Genomic DNA, 16502 nt, shown 5'->3' on the forward strand with positions numbered 1-16502 from the left:
GCGTCGGAACAGCTGGCCGGGCAGTGGCCACAGCGCGATACCAGAGGATCTAATCCGGCCACCAGAAGGGGCCGGGACTGCTTAGGTAATAGTATGGCGACTGTCATTGGCCGCTATATCTGTCTCCCTCGGCGAAATACCGCGAATATTTTTGGGTGGAACCCCATATTTTGTGGCTGATTTCGCTTTTTGGGATGACGCGACTCCGAGGCTGCGGTACTGTTTGTGCAGAAAAGTCAGGAAAAGGCCCTTGCGGGAGGGCTGCAAACACAGGCGGAAAGAGCATGACATTGAACCTCTCGTTGCCCGGACAGGAAGAGTTGAAGCCCAAGATCACCGTCTTTGGTGTTGGAGGTGCCGGTGGTAACGCGGTCAACAATATGATCGCAAAGGCGCTGGAGGGGGTCGATTTCGTCGTCGCCAACACAGATGCCCAGGCGCTGCAGCAAAGCGCCGCCAAAAGCCGTATCCAGCTGGGGATCAAGGTCACCGAGGGCTTGGGCGCGGGCGCCCGTCCGCAGGTCGGCTCTGCCGCAGCCGAAGAGAGCATCGAACAGATCGTCGATCACCTGGCGGGCGCGCATATGTGCTTCATCACCGCCGGTATGGGCGGTGGCACCGGCACCGGCGCGGCCCCGATCATCGCTCAGGCCGCCCGTGAGCTTGGCGTGCTGACCGTCGGCGTCGTCACCAAACCCTTCCAGTTCGAAGGCGGCAAGCGCATGCGCCAGGCCGAAGAGGGTGTCGAGGCGCTGCAGAAGGTGGTCGATACGCTGATCATCATCCCGAACCAGAACCTGTTCCGCCTCGCCAATGAGAAGACCACCTTCACCGAGGCCTTCTCGATGGCGGATGATGTGCTCTATCAGGGCGTGAAGGGTGTCACCGATCTGATGGTGCGCCCAGGCCTGATCAACCTCGACTTTGCCGACGTGCGCGCCGTGATGGACGAGATGGGCAAGGCGATGATGGGCACCGGCGAGGCCGAGGGCGAAGATCGCGCGATCCAGGCCGCCGAAAAGGCGATCGCCAACCCGCTGTTGGACGAGATCTCCCTGCGCGGTGCGCGCGGCGTGCTGATCAACATCACCGGTGCGCATGATCTGACCCTGTTCGAACTGGACGAAGCTGCCAACCGGATCCGCGAAGAGGTGGACCCGGACGCCAACATCATCGTCGGCTCTACGCTCGACACCGATATGGAAGGCAAGATGCGGGTGTCCGTGGTTGCGACCGGGATTGATGCCTCCGAGGTGAACACCGACATGCCGGTGCCGCGCCGACCCATGGCCGCACCGCTGAAGAAGACCGTCAGCGTCGAAGAGACCCGCGCCGCGCCGCTGGAGCTGGATGCCCCGGTCGAGCAGCCCGTCGCCGCGTCTGCCGAAACCACCGAAGCGCCTGAGCCGAGCCTGTTCGAAGGCTTGGAAGCGGCACCCGCCACCGAGCAAGCAGCCCAACCCGCTGCAGCCGAGGAAGTCTATGATGACGACGGCCTGCCGCCGCCGGCCTACCAGCCGCAGGTGCCCGAGTTCCAGCCCCAGGCGGATGCCGCCGATGTTGCGGCCGAGGCCTTTGTGGCGCCCAAGCCCCCCGCACCCGGCACCCCGTCGCCCGAGGCGATCATGCGTCTGCAGGCCGCCGCTCAAAAGGCACAGCCACAGCAGCCGCAGGCGCCTCAGCAGCCGCAACGACCCGTCGCCGCACAGGCACCGAACCCGCAGCAGGAACAGCGCCGTTTCGGTTTGAACTCGCTGATCCACCGGATGACCGGCAGCGCCGCTGAAGGGGGCGAGAGCAAGCCTCAACAGGTGCGCCAACAGCCGCAAGCGCCGCAGCATGCCGCGGCACCGCAGGCTGCGCCGCAGCCCGCACAGCAGGCGGATCCGGACCAGGAACGCATCGAAATTCCCGCTTTCCTGCGGCGTCAAGCCAACTGATAGCGCGAAACATTGACAGTAAAGGGCCGCCTCAGGGCGGCCTTTTTCTATTTTAATAGAAGGGTTTACGGGTGTTTCGGCAGGGTTTTGCCTAAACGTTACAGCGATGTTTCAATCCGTTACAAAGATTGAATTGAGGCTTGCGCCCGGACTCCTTACCTATCATCGGCAAGACAGTCCCAGCAGACTGGACGCAGAGCGAAGAGGCACAACGTGCAAAATACCCTGAAGGCAGCGGTGACATTTGAAGGCGCAGGCCTGCATTCCGGCCAGCCCGCACGAATGGTGCTGAAGCCCGCTGCCGCAGGTCATGGCATTCGTTTCAAACGTACTGATATCGCCCTGGGCGACAGTGTGATCCCTGCACGCTGGGACTATGTGGAACGCACCGCACTGTGCACCCGTCTGGTCAATGCGGCGGGCGTCTCTGTTTCCACCGTGGAACATGTGATGGCGGCTCTGGCGGGCTGTGGTGTCCACAACGCCCTGGTCGAGATTGACGGACCGGAAGTTCCGATCCTCGATGGGTCGTCGGCCCCGTTTGTGCGCGGTATCATGCGGGATGGCGTACGCCGCCTGAATGCTCCGGTGCAGGCGCTGCAGGTCTTGAAGGAAGTGACGGTCGAAAAGGATGGCGCCAAGGCGACCCTCCTGCCCAGCGACCGACTGGTCATCGAATTCCATATCGATTTCGCCGAAAAGGCGATTGGCCGCCAAAGCAAGACCCTGGACCTGCGCAACGGTGCCTTTGCCCGCGAGCTGTGCGACAGCCGCACCTTCTGCCGCCGCGCCGATGTTGAGGCCATGCAGGCCAACGGCCTGGCCCTGGGTGGGGTGCCGGGTGAAAACGCGGTCGTGTTCGATGGCGATCGGGTCGAAAGCGGCGAAGGGCTGCGTCATTCGGACGAGCCGGTGCGCCACAAGATGCTGGACGCGCTGGGAGACCTGGCGCTGGCCGGTGCGCCGCTGATCGGCCATTATATCGGTGAGCGCGCGGGACATGCTCTGACCAACACTCTGTTGCGGGCGCTCTTTGCGACGCCTGGCGCCGTGCGTCTGGTGGATTGTGACCCGGCCATGGTGGCGCGCCTGCCCGGTCAGGGCCTGGTTTGGGGGGAAATTCCCGTCGCCAGCCGCCGCGTGGCCTGATCTTTACCCTGCTGGACGGCAGCTCGGGGCGCTTCGGCGCCCTTTTTCCTGCCTGCACCGTCCGGCTGATCTCCTGCCGCGCGGCATGGCTCCGCCGGATGGCAGGCTTGACCCGGGCGCGCATTCTCTGCCAAGTGGTGATCAAGGTGGGTTAAAGGCGTTTTGCACGTCAAATGAATGTGCTAGACCGGGCATAACCGGGGGCGGAGACCCGCGAGTCACATGCGGTAAGGTGAGGCGAATATGATCGGCATCAGGGCAGGAGCCAAATGGATCGGCGCGGTTCTTCTGATGGCTGCATTGTCGGGCTGTGGCGGCGATGGCGGCGCGTCGGAAAGCGCTGGCTCTCTGGAGGGCTACACTCCCGATCAGATCTTCGAACGTGGCGAGTTCGAGCTGGAGCGCAACCGGTCCAAGGATGCGGCCTTTTATTTCTCCGAGATCGAACGGCTTTATCCCTATTCCGAATGGGCAAAGCAGGCGCTGATCATGCAGGCCTTTGCCTATCACCAGTCCAAGGACTACGAGAACAGCCGGGCGGCGGCGCAGCGGTTCATCGATTTCTACCCGACCGAGGAAGACGCCGCCTATGCGCAGTATCTTCTGGCGCTCAGCTACTACGACCAGATCGATGAAGTGGGCCGGGATCAGGGGCTGACCTTCCAGGCGCTGCAGGCGCTGCGCACGGTCATCGAGGTGTATCCGGATAGCGAATACGCCAATTCGGCCATCCTGAAATTCGATCTGGCCTTTGATCACCTGGCCGCCAAGGAAATGGAAATCGGTCGCTATTACCTGCGCCACAAGCATTATACCTCGGCGATCAACCGGTTCCGCGTCGTGGTGGAGGATTTTCAGACCACCAGCCACACGCCCGAAGCCCTGCACCGGCTGGTCGAAGCCTACCTGTCGCTTGGCCTGACCGAAGAGGCGCAGACGGCGGGCGCGATCCTAGGTCATAACTACCAGTCGACCGAATGGTACGAGGACAGCTACAAGCTGCTGACCAGCCAGGGGCTGAAACTGCGGGACCGTGGCAACAACTGGCTCAGCCAGATCTATCGTCAGTCGATCAAGGGCCAGTGGCTGTAACAGCGCTGGTCACGGGGCAAGGTGATGCTGCGCGCTCTTGATATTCGCGACATTCTGATCATCGATCACCTGGAGCTGAACTTTCAGCCCGGGCTTAATGTGCTGACCGGTGAAACCGGTGCGGGCAAGTCGATCCTGTTGGATTCGCTTGGCTTTGTGCTGGGCTGGCGGGGCCGGGCCGAATTGGTGCGCCAGGGGGCCTCTCAGGGGGAGGTGGTCGCGGAGTTCGATCTGAGCGAGGATCACCCGGCGCATCGCGTCCTCGAAGAGGCAGGATTGCCTGACGGATCGGAGCTGATCCTGCGCCGGGTCAACACGGCTGAGGGGCGCAAGACCGCCTGGGTCAATGACCGGCGCTGCTCGGGGGATGTGCTACGCGCCCTGTCTGAAACGCTGGTGGAACTTCACGGTCAGCATGATGATCGCGGGCTGCTCAATCCCAAGGGCCATCGGGCGCTTCTGGATGCTTTTGCCGGGGCAGGGGCGGCGCTGGCGGCCACCCGCAGCGCCTGGAGCGAAGCTGCCAAGGCACGCAAGACGGTCGAGGCCACCCGGGCCGCGCTGCAGGCCGTGCGCGCCGAAGAGGAATTCCTGCGCCACGCTGTGGCGGAACTGGACAAGCTTGATCCCCAGCCGGGCGAGGATGAGGCGCTTGATGCGCGCCGCCGCCAGATGCAGGGGGCCGAACGCATTCGAGGCGATATCGCTCGCGCCCATGCCCTGCTTAGCGAAGGCGCGGATCCTGCCATGGGCGAGGCGCAGCGCTGGCTGGAAGGCGTTGATGGGGCCGAAGAGGCTGGTCTTGATGCGCCGCTTGCAGCGCTAAGCCGTGCCATGATCGAACTGGCAGAAGCGCAGGACGGTGTCGAACGGGTGCTGGAGGCGCTGGAGTTCAACCCCGGCGAATTGGAAGATTGCGAAGAGCGCCTGTTCGCCATCCGGGCGCTGGCCCGCAAGCATGACGTGCTGCCCGATGATCTGGCCGCCCATGCGGATGTGTTGCGCGCCAAGCTGGCAGCCCTGGATGCGGGCGATCAGGATCTGGCCGATCAGGAAGCTGCTTTGGCCCGGGCCGACAAGCTCTACAAGGATGCGGCGGCCGCGCTGAGTGACCTGCGGCGGGCACGTGCTGCAGAGCTGGATCAGGCGGTGATGGCAGAGCTGGCGCCGCTCAAGATGGAGCGCGCGGTGTTCGAGACCCGCATCAGCGAAGGTCAACCCGGTCCCGAGGGGCATGACGATGTGGCCTTTACCGTGGCAACCAACCCCGGTGCCCCGGCCGGGCCGTTGAACAAGATCGCCTCGGGCGGCGAACTCAGCCGGTTCCTCCTGGCGCTGAAGGTCTGCCTGCGCGGCGAGGAAAGCGCCAAGACGCTGATCTTTGACGAGATCGACCGTGGGGTCGGGGGCGCGACCGCCGATGCGGTGGGGCGGCGCCTGAAATCCCTGGCCGCGGGCGGTCAGGTCTTGGTGGTCACCCATTCGCCCCAGGTTGCCGCCCAGGGCGCGCATCATTGGCGGGTGCAAAAACGGGTTCAGGACGGCATGACGCTGTCGGAAGTCGTACCGCTGAGCGCGGCCGAACGGGTGGATGAAATCGCCCGGATGGTCTCGGGCGATACCATCACGCAGGAGGCCCGCGCCGCCGCGGGTGCCTTGCTCACCGGATAGGGATTTCGTTGCTCGATTGCGCTTCCGGATTTGTAGTTTGGCAACTTTGTTCTGGTTACTAGGGGGCAGGAAATTGAAGGCGACCCATGGCACCTAACTCCCAGATCGGACCCAAAGCCCTGGCCCTGCAGGGGCTGGCATGGCTGCGTGATATCTGGCGGATTCTGCTGCACCGTGGGCCCAGTCAGTTTCAGTTCTGGCTCATCGCCCTGCTGATCGGCATCGCGGCGGGGTTTGCCGCGCTGTTTTTCCGCAAGGGGATCACCGCCTTGCAGGGCTGGGTTTACGGGGCCGAGGATGTTGACTACCTGCACAGCTTTGCTCAGGACCTGCCGTGGTATCTGCTGTTGGCGATCCCGACGGTGGGCGGGCTGATCGTGGGGTTGATCCTGCACTATTTCACCCCCGACGGCCGGGTACGCTCGGTCGCTGATGTGATCGAGGGGGCGGCGATGCGCAATGGTCGCGTCGAGCTCCGCGAGGGGCTTGGCTCTGCCATGGCCTCTTTCCTGACACTCTCCACCGGCGGATCGACCGGGCGCGAGGGGCCGGTGGTGCATTTGGCGGGGGTGATCTCCAGCTGGGTCAGCGATCGGATCAAGGCCGATGGCATCACCGGGCGAGACCTGCTGGGCTGTGCCGTGGCAGCGGCTGTCTCGGCCAGTTTCAACGCCCCCATTGCAGGCGCATTGTTTGCGCTTGAGGTGGTGCTGCGCCATTTCGCGGTGCATGCCTTTGCGCCAATCGTGATTGCCGCGGTGGCGGGCACCGTGATCAACCGGCTGGAATATGGCGATGTCACCGAGTTCACCCTGAACACGCCCGGCGCCTTGCAGTTTTACGTGGAGCTTCCTGCCTTTCTGGTGCTGGGCCTGGTCTGCGGCCTGGTGGCGGTGATCTTGATGCGCTCGATCTTCTGGGCCGACAATCTGGGAAATGAGGTGCAATCTGCCCTGTCGATCCCACGCTGGCTGCGTCCAGCGATCTCGGGCGCTATGCTCGGAGGGATTGCGATCTGGTTTCCCCATATCATCGGGGTCGGCTATGAGACCACGGTCCTGGCGCTGACCGGCGGGCTGGTACTGTCGCAGGCGATCCTGTTCACCATGGTCAAGACCGCGGCCGTCGCCATCACCATGGGCGGGCGCATGGGCGGTGGCGTCTTCTCACCTTCGCTGATGATCGGTGCGATGACAGGGCTTGCCTTTGGTCTGATTGCCACCTCGATCCTGCCCGAGGTCTCTGGCACCCATACGCTTTATGCCTTTGCCGGCATGGGGGCGGTGGCGGCGGCGGTTCTGGGGGCGCCGATTTCCACCACGCTAATCGTGTTTGAACTGACCGGGGACTGGCAGATCGGTCTGGCGGTGATGGTGGCCGTGTCGCTGTCCACCGCGCTGGCCTCGCGGCTGGTGGACCGGTCCTTCTTCCTCACCCAGCTGGAAAAGCGCAACCTGCATTGCGCTGCCGGGCCTCAGGCCTATCTGATGGCCCTGCTGAGCGTCGGTGGCCTGATGCGCCCGATCAACGATCCGCGCGGCGCTGCGCAGGACGAGTGCAAAGCGCTGATCGAACAGGGCCTGTACCTGCGCCCCGAGCAATCGCTGGAGGCCGCCTTGCCGGTGTTTGATCGGGCCGATGTGCCATTCTTGCCCGTGGTGGCCCAGGTGCCCCAGGGTTCGCCTGCCGTCTCACAGGGGGCCGGGGAGCAGGCCGCAGATGGCCTCCTTGGGGCGCTGTATCATGTGGATGCGCTCAAGGCTTACAACCGGGCGCTGGTGGCGACGGCTGCCGAGGAACACAGCTGACCGGCGGAGCCGCGCCGCTGTCAGCCACCGGTTTCCGCCAGCAGCGAGATCAGCTTGTCGCGGAGCCAGTGCAGGCGGGAGGAATCGTCAAACCGCTTGTGCCAGACAAGATCGAAATTCGCAGCAGGGATATTCAGCGGCAGGTCGCAATGTGCCAGTCCACGAAAGGCAGAAGCCTTCAGTATCGCGGGCAGGGTGGCAATCATATCGGATCCGCGAATGACCTCGGCAAGGGCCCAGACATTGGGAACGCTGACAGTCACTGTGCGCGACAGGTCCTGGTCGTCCAGGGCGCATTGGACAATGCTTTTGGCGGTGCCCCCGAAATCCAGGGTCGCATGATGGGCGCCGCTGTATTCAAGGACATTGCGGATGGGGCGGCGGATCTGAGGATCGTAGAAGACCCGGAACGCGTCAGAGAACAGATAGGCATGGCGCAGCGAGGCAGGATAGCTTGCGGGCCGGGGGGTGATCACGAAATCGGCTTCGCCGCTGTCCAGCAGGTGTTCGGCATTGCCGCGTGATCCCAATTCGCGAAACACCATGCGCTTGGCCGGGAGGTCCTGCCAAATGGCGTTGCAGATCTTGTCCACCTGCGGCACCAGGATGCCGCCGTTGGTTGCGATGACAAAGGGTTCGGGATCCTCCAGCGGCGCGTAATCCCCGGTGTCCAGCAGCGCATCCATCTGGGCCAAGAGGCGCCTGACCTTGGGGGCCAGCCGTTCGGCGCGGGCACTGGGAACGATGCCGCGCCCCGAGGGCAGGAACAGCTTGTCCCCGATGATGCTGCGCAGTTTCTCCAGAGTGTGGCTGACGGTGGACTGGCTGGTTTCCAGCCGTTCGGCCGCCTTGCTCACCGACATCTCATCGTAAACGGTGATGAAGACCCTCAGAAGTCTGCCGCTGATCTGCGATGCATCTACGTCACGCATGTATTAATCTTTTTCTTTCGCTTGATTTGAGTAACCCGCTTGTGAACTATGGAAGACAGTAACGGGGGTTACTTAGGTGCGGAAGGGAAAATATGCGTACTTATGAATTCGACCCGCAAGAGGTTGAAGCACAAAACAAATTGAGCGAGCAGGACAAGGAACAGGCAGCCCTACAGGCTTTGGTCAACTATGCGATAGACTGCGCCAAGGAGGCAAACGATCTTGTCTCTGGTGAGGGGTTGGAACAGGCAAGACGGCATCTGAGCCGATCTGTTCTTCTGTAGACCACGCTCTGATTATGTAAAAAGGCGCGCGGGCTGCGCTTTCTTTCGCTGTGCCTGTTTGGTTGCTGCGGGCTGAGCTCTGCCAGGCTTGGGGCGGGTGAGCACGCGCAATTGGCCAGCCACTTCACCACGCGCCTGACCACGATGACCCTGATCACGACGCGCCTGATTTGGGCGCCTTGACGGAACAGACAGAACCGGTCAGCGCCGGTTGACTGCCCCTCCCGTCGGCTTTTCCCCTCAGATCTGTTCGATCTTGACCGTCTCGCTGGGGTAGAAGGCCAGATAGCCCTTGATCGCCGCCACCGCCTCGTTGGGGGCTTCATAGCTCCAGGCGGCGTTTTCGGTGACCGAGGATTTATTGACGATGGAGTAATAGGAGGCATCGCCCTTGTGGGGGCAATGGCTTGTCTTGCTGCCCGGGTCGAGGAAGGCCATGGCGATGTCTTCGCGCGGGAAGTAGATCACCGGAGGGTATCCCTCTTCGCTCAGTTCCAGGGCGCGGCTGGTTTCCCCCAGAACGGCCCCGCCCGAGCGCACCACCCAGGTTCCTTCTGCATTGCGAATTCGGATATTGCTCATAGTGTCCCCCATCTCGTCATTTCTGCGCATGTCTTGCCCGGGCTTTGTAACAATCAGGTATCAGATTGTCGCCGTCGCATCCTCCAGCCAGGCCTGAGCGGCCGGGCTGATCAGAGGGCGGATTTTCCGGGTAACCTCGTCATGATAGGCGTTCAGCCAATCACGTTCCTCACCCGATAGCATATCTGCGTCAATCAGCCGCCGGTCAATAGGCACAAAGGTTAACGTGCGCCAGATCAGCATTTCCCGCTCTGCATCGGCGCCTGGCAGGTCGGGGGCCTTCTGTGCAACGATCAGGTTCTCGATGCGGATGCCAAAGGCACCCTCGCGGTAGTAGCCCGGTTCATTCGACAGGATCATGCCCTCCTGCAAGGGCACCGAAGACACCCGGCTGAGCCGTTGCGGCCCCTCGTGGACGCTCAGATAGGCGCCAACCCCATGACCCAGACCGTGGTTGAAATCCTGCCCGGCCAGCCACAGGGGCATCCGGCCGATGGCCTCGATATCGCGGCCCGCAAGGCCTTTGGGCCAGCGCAGCCGCGAGATGGCGATCATGCCCTGCAACACGCGGGTAAAGGCAGCGCGCTCGTCCTCTCCGGGCGTGCCGATGGCGATGGTTCGGGTGATGTCGGTGGTGCCGTCCAGATATTGCCCGCCGCTGTCCAGCACCAGAAGATCGCCGTCCTGCAAGAGCGTGTCGGTCTCCTCCGTGACCCGGTAGTGGATCACCGCGCCATTGGCCCCGGTGCCCGCGATGGTATCGAAGCTGATGTCGCGCAGGCGGTCGTCGCGACGGCGCAGCTCTTCCAGCTGTTTGACCACATCGATTTCGGTAACGGTGCCAGGGTCTTGCGCATCCAGCCAGGCCAGCAGCTCCACCACGGCGGCGCCATCACGCAGATGGGCGGCGGCGCTGCCTTCGATCTCGGCTTTGGTCTTTCTGGCCTTTGGCAGAACACAAGGATCGCCCGTCGGGCTGAGACGCTCGCCCAGTTGGTCGGCCACGATCTGGGGCAGCGTGTCCGGATCCGCCGCCACCGTGCCATTGAGGGCCGCGACCGCCTCCAGAAAACGCTCAGGCGCGTGGACCGTCACCCTGTCTCCCAGATGCTCCGGCAGGTGCTGCAGCTTGCCCTCTGCCATGAAGAGATCGACGCGGGCGTCGTTGTGCAGGATGGCAAACCCATGGGCGACGGGGTTGCGGGGGATGTCGGAACCGCGAATGTTCAGCAGCCACATGATGCTGTCTGGCAGGGTGATCAGGGCAGCTTCCTGGTCCGCATTGCGCAAATCCGCCGCCAGGCGCGCACATTTATCGGCCGCGCTTTCGCCTGCGTAGATCTCGGGGTGGGCGGTGACCGGGTTCATCGGGGCCGCAGGCTGATCCTCCCAGATGCGGTCCACCAGATTATCGCAGGGCTCTAGGCTGATACCGGTGCCGTCCAACCTGTGGCGCAGGGTGGTGATCTGACCGGCCGCGTGCAGCCAGGGATCAAACCCGACCTTCCCCCCATCGGGGAGCTGCTCCTTCAGCCAGTCATGCAGCTGTACCTCGGGCCAGGGCACGGGCGTGAAGGCGTCCAGGGCGACCTGATGCTTGACCTGCGTCCGGTAGCGTCCGTCGATGAAAACACCAGCGATTTGGCCCAGCACGGCACAGAAGCCGGCCGAGCCGGTGAAGCCGGTCAGCCAGGACAGCCGTTCATCCCGCGCGGCCACATATTCGCCCTGATGGGCATCGGCGCGGGGGATCAGAAAACCGTCCAGCCCGGCCTGTTGCATCTCGCCGCGCAGCGCCGCCAGTCGCGGGGGGCCTTGATCCGGGCGAGCCGTCACATCGAAAGACTGGTACATGCTGAAATCTCCTTCTGTCGGCAGGCCCGTGAACTGGCGCAAGAGACAATGCTGCGGCGGATGTCCTTGGCGATGTTGTTTCAAATCCCGGGCGCCCAGGCAAGCCCGCCGTCCTTGATGGGAAAGGGGAGGCTCCCGCCCGGCATCAAGGCATCAGGAGATACCTTTCTGCCCGTTGGGCCGGGCGCCGCGCCAGAGGCGCGGCGGGCGCGATACGGAGGCCGCATTCATGGCCGCGCCGAAGGCGCGCTATGCCCAAGGCTGTTGGCGGCATCTATTGATGCAGCCGAAAGGCGCGGGAGCACCCCGCCATCGGGTCAGGAATCAGGAGTTTCCTGCACGGATCAACTGGCGCGCTTGATCCCCATCACACGGGCGCGGGCGCGCGGGTCGCTGTCAAACAGTGCGGCCAGCTGTTCGGTCATCGCGCCGGCCAGCTGCTCCACATCCGTAATGGTCACCGCCCGGTCATAGTAGCGCGTCACATCATGGCCGATACCGATGGCCAGAAGCTCCACCTGCTTGCGTTTCTCCACCATGGCGATCACGTCGCGTAGGTGTTTCTCGAGGTAGTTCGCCGGGTTCACCGACAGGGTCGAGTCATCCACCGGCGCCCCGTCCGAGATCACCATCAGGATCTTGCGCGCCTCGGGGCGGCTCACCATGCGACGGTGCGCCCACTCCAGCGCCTCGCCGTCGATGTTTTCCTTCAAGAGCCCCTCTTTCATCATCAGGCCAAGGTTCGGACGCACCCGGCGCCAGGGCGCATCGGCGCCCTTGTAGATGATGTGGCGCAGGTCGTTCAGGCGCCCGGGCTGCTGCGGGCGGCCCTCGTTCAGCCAGGCCTCGCGCGCCTGACCGCCCTTCCAGGCGCGGGTGGTGAAGCCGAGGATTTCCACCTTCACGTTGCAGCGTTCCAGGGTGCGCGCCAGAACATCGGCGCAGATCGCCGCGATCGAGATCGGACGCCCGCGCATCGAGCCGGAGTTGTCCAAGAGCAGCGTTACCACGGTGTCGCGGAACTCGGTGTCCTTCTCGCGCTTGAACGACAGGGGGGTCGTCGGGTTGGCGACAACCCGCGCCAGGCGGCCTGCATCCAGGATGCCCTCTTCAAGGTCGAACTCCCAGGAGCGGTTCTGCTGCGCCTGCAGGCGGCGCTGCAGCTTGTTCGCCAGGCGCGATACGGCGCCTTTCAGCGGTTCCAGCTGCTGATCGAGATAGGCGCGCAGGCGCTCCAGCTCGGCGGGCTCGGCCAGATCCTCGGCCGCGATCTCCTCGTCATGGGTGTCAAGGAACACCTTGTAGTCGGGGTCGGCCTCGGAAACGGGCGGCGGCGGGGGCGGATCCAACGGCGCCTCGCCATCGGGCATCTCGGTCTCTTCGGTCAGCTCATCCTCGGCCATCTCGTCCATCGAGACCTGGGCCTGGCTTTCGTCCTGCTGCTGTTCCTGGGCCTGTTCCGCATCGGCATCGGCCTGCTCGTCATCCGAGTCATCCTCGCCGGTGCTGTCGGGGTCGGGCTGCTCTTCGGCGTTATCCTCGGCCTGGTCGTCCTGATCGTCATCCAGCTGATCGGGGTCGTCGCCCAGCTGATCGCCATAGCCAAGGTCGGTGATGATCTGGCGGGCAAAACGGGCGAATTCCGCCTGGTCGGCGATCTTCTCGTCGAGGTTTTCCAGCGTCTCTCCCGCCTCGGCCTCGATGAAGCCGCGCCACAGCTCGGCCACGTTGGAGGCGCCTTCGGGCAGGGGGCGGCCGGTGGCCATCTGGCGCACCAGGTAACCGGCCGCAGCGGCCAACGGCGCCTCGGAGGAGGATTTCATCTGGTCATAGCCGCGCCGGATTGCCTCATTGCGGATCTTCACGTCGATGTTGGAGGCGGTGCCGGGCATGTGGCGCGCGCCCATTGCCTCGCAGCGGGCGGTTTCCATCGCCTCGTAGATGTCGCGGGCCATCTCGCCCTGCGGCGCGTATTTCGCGTGCACGCCAGTGTCGTGGAACTTGTGCCGCAGCGCCAATGCGTCCGCCGTGCCACGCGCCAAGAGCACTTCCTCGCGGGTCATCCGGCGCGACACCTGCGGCAGGCGCATGGAATCGCCCGACAACCCGGCGGGGTCAACCGAATAGCTGACCGACAGTTCTGCGTCGTCGGCCATCACCTTGGTCGCTTCGGCCAGGGCTTTCTTGAACGGATCGGCGGGGTTGTCGTTTTGTTTGGTCATGGCGCAGGCGGTCCTTGGTCCGATCATTTCGCCAGGCGCCACCGATGTCCAGTCTTCACTTCTGGTGCAAAGGGCGGTGCCTGACCGCGGGCGGAAACGAAGTGCCCGCCCATGGGGGCGGTCGGGCACGGCCCGGCCTTGCGACCAGGCGGGTCTTTTCGCGTTAGCCGAGGCTCACGTTCGCGGCGCTTTCCGGCAGTTCCTCGTCAAAGCAACGCTGGTAGAACTCGGCCACGGTCTGGCGCTCCAACTCGTCGCATTTGTTGAGGAACGACAGACGGAAGGCATAGCCCACATCGCGGAAGATCTCGGCGTTCTGGGCCCAGTTGATCACGGTCCGGGGGCTCATCACGGTGGAGAGATCGCCGTTCATGAAGGCGGTGCGGGTCAGATCCGCGACGGTGACCATCTGGCTGACCTGTTTGCGGCCCTTGTCGGTGTTGTAATGGGGCGCCTTGGACAGCACGATGGCGGTTTCCGCATCGTGGCTGAGGTAGTTCAGCGTGGCGACCAGCGACCAGCGGTCCATCTGGGCCTGGTTGATCTGCTGGGTGCCGTGGTAGAGGCCGGTGGTGTCGCCCAGACCCACGGTGTTTGCGGTGGCAAACAGGCGGAAGAAGGGGTTCGGGGTGATGATCTCGTTCTGATCCAGCAGGGTCAGCTTGCCGTCATGCTCCAGCACTCGCTGGATCACGAACATCACGTCAGCGCGGCCGGCATCGTATTCGTCAAAGACGATGGCAACCGGGTTGCGCAGCGCCCAGGGCAGGATGCCTTCGTGGAATTCGGTGACCTGCTTGCCGTCGCGCAGCTTGATCGCGTCCTTGCCGATCAGGTCGATCCTCGAGATGTGGCTGTCGAGGTTTACCCGCACCGACGGCCAGTTCAGACGTGCGGCGACCTGTTCGATATGGGTGGATTTCCCGGTGCCGTGATAACCTTGGATCATCACGCGGCGGTTGTGGCTGAAGCCTGCCAGGATGGCCAGCGTGGTGTCGGGGTCGAACTTGTAGGTGGGATCCAGCGCGGGCACCCGGTCAGAGCCGTCGACAAAGCCCTTTACGGTCATGTCGGTGTCGATCCCGAAAACATCGCGGACCGAAAGAGTATCGGTCGGTTTCGCATTCATATCCAACATGCCGTCGCTCATCGCAGTCGATCCTTATCTCTGTGCCCCCGGCATCGATGGGGGGCGTAATCCGGGGGATTGGTGCCTTATCTGACGGGTGAGGGCAAGCGAAAGGTGGCCGTGAAACCATATGACGCGGTGTTTGGTCTGAAAGTGATCTGAAACTGGCCTCATTGCGCGGGAAAAGGAAAAGGCGCCCCATGGGAAAGGGACGCCCGGCGCAAGGTCAGCTGTTGTCTTCAGCGGGCGTTACTTGAAGCTGCGGCTGTCCTTGATCTGATCCCAGGCCCAGACCACCTCTTGCAGCTGTTCCTCCTGGCTGCGGTCGCCGCCGTTCATATCGGGGTGTAGCACCTTGATCAGCTTCTTGTAGGCCTTGCGGATTTCGGCCTTGGACCAATCGTCCTTGGCCTCCAGGATTTCGATCGCGCGGCGTTCGGTGGCGGGCAGGCGGCGGCCCGCCTTGGCGTTCTTGCCGGGGTTGCGCGTCGCATTGGCGCCGAGCACCTGATGCGGATCCTCGATGCCCAAACGGGCCCAGGCGCGCGCCTCGGGATCGCCCATGGGACGGGTCTGGCGTTCCCAGACCTTATCCTTGGAGGCCTGGGCGTTCAGCTCGGCCTCTGTGGTGCCCTGGAAGAAGTTCCATTTCTGATTGTATTCGCGCACGTGCTCCTGGCAGAACCAGACATAGTCGTCCAGCACGTCGGGGGCTTTGGGTGCGCGGAACTTGCCCGGCTCCTCGCAGCCTTCCTTGGCGCAGGTGCGCACCGATGTTTCCTGGGCTCCCGATACGGCCCGACGCCCGCGTGGGTTCTTCTTTTTCGCGGAGCGGACGGACATATCGAAACCAAAGGGATCTGATTTGCTCATGGGCGCACCTTCTAATTCGGTTCTGCTCGACTCGGAGCAAGCAGTTTAGTCTAAGGGGCGGAAGATAGAAGGGGGGAGGGGAAAAAATTATGAGAGTGAGCGGAAAATGAGCATCAGACGTGAAATGGAAATCCGGCTGCAAGAGGCCTTCAACCCCAGCCGCCTGGAGGTGGTGGACGACAGCGACAGCCACATCGGCCATGCAGGCCATGACGGGCAGGGGGAGAGTCACTTTAACGTGATGATCCGGGCCGAGGTGTTTGCGGGGATGAACCGGGTGGCGCAGCACCGCGCGGTGCACAAGGCGCTTGGCGATATCGTGCCCCGTATCCACGCGCTGGCGCTGGATATCGGCAGTTAGGCGGGCATTTCGCCCGCGTTTAGTCCCGCTCGTCTTCGGGTAGGTCCCGCGTTGCAGTCAGGCTGGCTCGGGTCTTGAGCGCGGTTGTTACGCCTGCGACGGGGCTGGTTTCCTCCACCCCGTCATCGGCCTGCATCTGCGTGGCCCCCGGGCCGGGCACCGGCGTTGGGCCTTCGGGCGCATGTGGATCGCCCGCCGTTGCGGTCAGGGGCGGTGTGGGCTCTTCAACGGCCTGCTCCGGCAGTTCCTCTGCCTCGGGGGGCTCAGCGGTCAGGGCGCGGCGAAAGATCAACAGGTTGCGCCAGTTGGTGGTCGATCCGGTGAGACCCGTCCGTTCATCAGACGGCAGCAATTCGGCGCGCTGATATTCCCAGCCTTCGGCAGCCATCTGGTTCAGCACGGTTTCAATCGAATAGGCAAAGCGATCCTCCGGCGTCTTCACGCCCTTGGCCTTGGTACCCTTGTGGGGGGCGGGGACGACTTTGTATTCGAACTCTTGCATCGTGATCTCCTGGGCGATCGCCGGACTGGCCCCCGAGGTTTAGCTGAAGGATGTGCCGGGTCAAGATGCGCCGCCGGGCCGGAGGCGGCCCGTGACATTCTCT

14 protein-coding genes are annotated in these 16502 nt (G+C 63.6%); 7 read left to right on the top strand and 7 right to left on the bottom strand.

What is annotated here, in order from left to right:
- The first annotated feature begins 284 nt into the window (after positions 1–284).
- The 5 genes from ftsZ to PXK01_RS07255 all read left to right on the top strand — a co-directional run bounded on the left by ftsZ (position 285) and on the right by PXK01_RS07255 (position 7660).
- Complete coding sequence (gene ftsZ / locus PXK01_RS07235; protein WP_274859468.1) at positions 285–1940, top strand: cell division protein FtsZ; 1656 nt, start codon at positions 285–287, stop codon at positions 1938–1940.
- A gap of 213 nt (positions 1941–2153) precedes the next feature.
- Entirely contained in the window at positions 2154–3089 is a 936-nt protein-coding gene (gene lpxC / locus PXK01_RS07240) for a UDP-3-O-acyl-N-acetylglucosamine deacetylase (protein ID WP_274859469.1), read from the top strand.
- 243 nt (positions 3090–3332) lie between these two features.
- Positions 3333–4181 (top strand): outer membrane protein assembly factor BamD, encoded by an 849-nt coding sequence (locus PXK01_RS07245; RefSeq protein ID WP_274859470.1) that lies wholly within the window; start codon positions 3333–3335, stop codon positions 4179–4181.
- Positions 4182–4205: 24 nt separating this feature from the next.
- On the top strand, positions 4206–5852 hold the full coding sequence (gene recN, locus PXK01_RS07250) for a DNA repair protein RecN (protein WP_274859471.1): 1647 nt from the start codon (positions 4206–4208) through the stop codon (positions 5850–5852).
- A gap of 86 nt (positions 5853–5938) precedes the next feature.
- Entirely contained in the window at positions 5939–7660 is a 1722-nt protein-coding gene (locus tag PXK01_RS07255) for a chloride channel protein (protein WP_274859472.1), read from the top strand.
- A 20-nt stretch (positions 7661–7680) separates the two neighbouring features.
- On the opposite strand, the gene PXK01_RS07260 is transcribed toward PXK01_RS07255, so the two are convergent.
- The gene (locus PXK01_RS07260) at positions 7681–8592 is read right to left on the bottom strand and encodes a LysR family transcriptional regulator (RefSeq protein ID WP_274849163.1); all 912 of its coding nucleotides are present in this window, start codon (positions 8590–8592) and stop codon (positions 7681–7683) included.
- A gap of 92 nt (positions 8593–8684) precedes the next feature.
- Here PXK01_RS07260 and PXK01_RS07265 point away from each other — a divergent pair, with 92 nt between their 5' ends.
- Complete coding sequence (locus PXK01_RS07265) at positions 8685–8876, top strand: hypothetical protein (RefSeq protein ID WP_274849162.1); 192 nt, start codon at positions 8685–8687, stop codon at positions 8874–8876.
- Between the two features lie 240 nt (positions 8877–9116).
- Here the strand turns inward: PXK01_RS07265 and PXK01_RS07270 are convergent, their stop codons facing one another.
- The 5 genes from PXK01_RS07270 to PXK01_RS07290 form a co-directional block, all read right to left on the bottom strand.
- Entirely contained in the window at positions 9117–9458 is a 342-nt protein-coding gene (locus PXK01_RS07270) for a DUF427 domain-containing protein (protein ID WP_274849161.1), read from the bottom strand.
- Positions 9459–9518: 60 nt separating this feature from the next.
- Positions 9519–11312, bottom strand: coding sequence for an aminopeptidase P family protein (locus tag PXK01_RS07275; protein ID WP_274859473.1), 1794 nt, complete (start codon positions 11310–11312; stop codon positions 9519–9521).
- A gap of 344 nt (positions 11313–11656) precedes the next feature.
- Positions 11657–13534: a cobaltochelatase subunit CobT gene (gene cobT / locus PXK01_RS07280; RefSeq protein WP_274849159.1), complete on the bottom strand. Its 1878-nt coding sequence runs from the start codon at positions 13532–13534 to the stop codon at positions 11657–11659.
- Positions 13535–13697: 163 nt separating this feature from the next.
- The gene (gene cobS, locus PXK01_RS07285) at positions 13698–14684 is read right to left on the bottom strand and encodes a cobaltochelatase subunit CobS (protein ID WP_274849158.1); all 987 of its coding nucleotides are present in this window, start codon (positions 14682–14684) and stop codon (positions 13698–13700) included.
- A 228-nt stretch (positions 14685–14912) separates the two neighbouring features.
- Positions 14913–15536, bottom strand: a complete 624-nt coding sequence (locus PXK01_RS07290) for a DnaJ domain-containing protein (protein WP_274849157.1) — start codon at positions 15534–15536, stop codon at positions 14913–14915.
- 106 nt (positions 15537–15642) lie between these two features.
- Between PXK01_RS07290 and PXK01_RS07295 the strand changes: the two genes are divergently transcribed.
- A complete protein-coding gene (locus PXK01_RS07295) occupies positions 15643–15897 on the top strand; it encodes a BolA family protein (protein ID WP_274849156.1) in 255 nt (84 codons plus the stop codon).
- Positions 15898–15916: 19 nt separating this feature from the next.
- Here PXK01_RS07295 and PXK01_RS07300 read toward each other — a convergent pair whose 3' ends face one another.
- Positions 15917–16399, bottom strand: coding sequence for a DUF4177 domain-containing protein (locus PXK01_RS07300; RefSeq protein WP_274859475.1), 483 nt, complete (start codon positions 16397–16399; stop codon positions 15917–15919).
- Positions 16400–16502 lie beyond the last annotated feature (103 nt).

Source organism: Phaeobacter sp. PT47_59 (assembly GCF_028890025.1).
GTDB lineage: Bacteria > Pseudomonadota > Alphaproteobacteria > Rhodobacterales > Rhodobacteraceae > Phycobacter.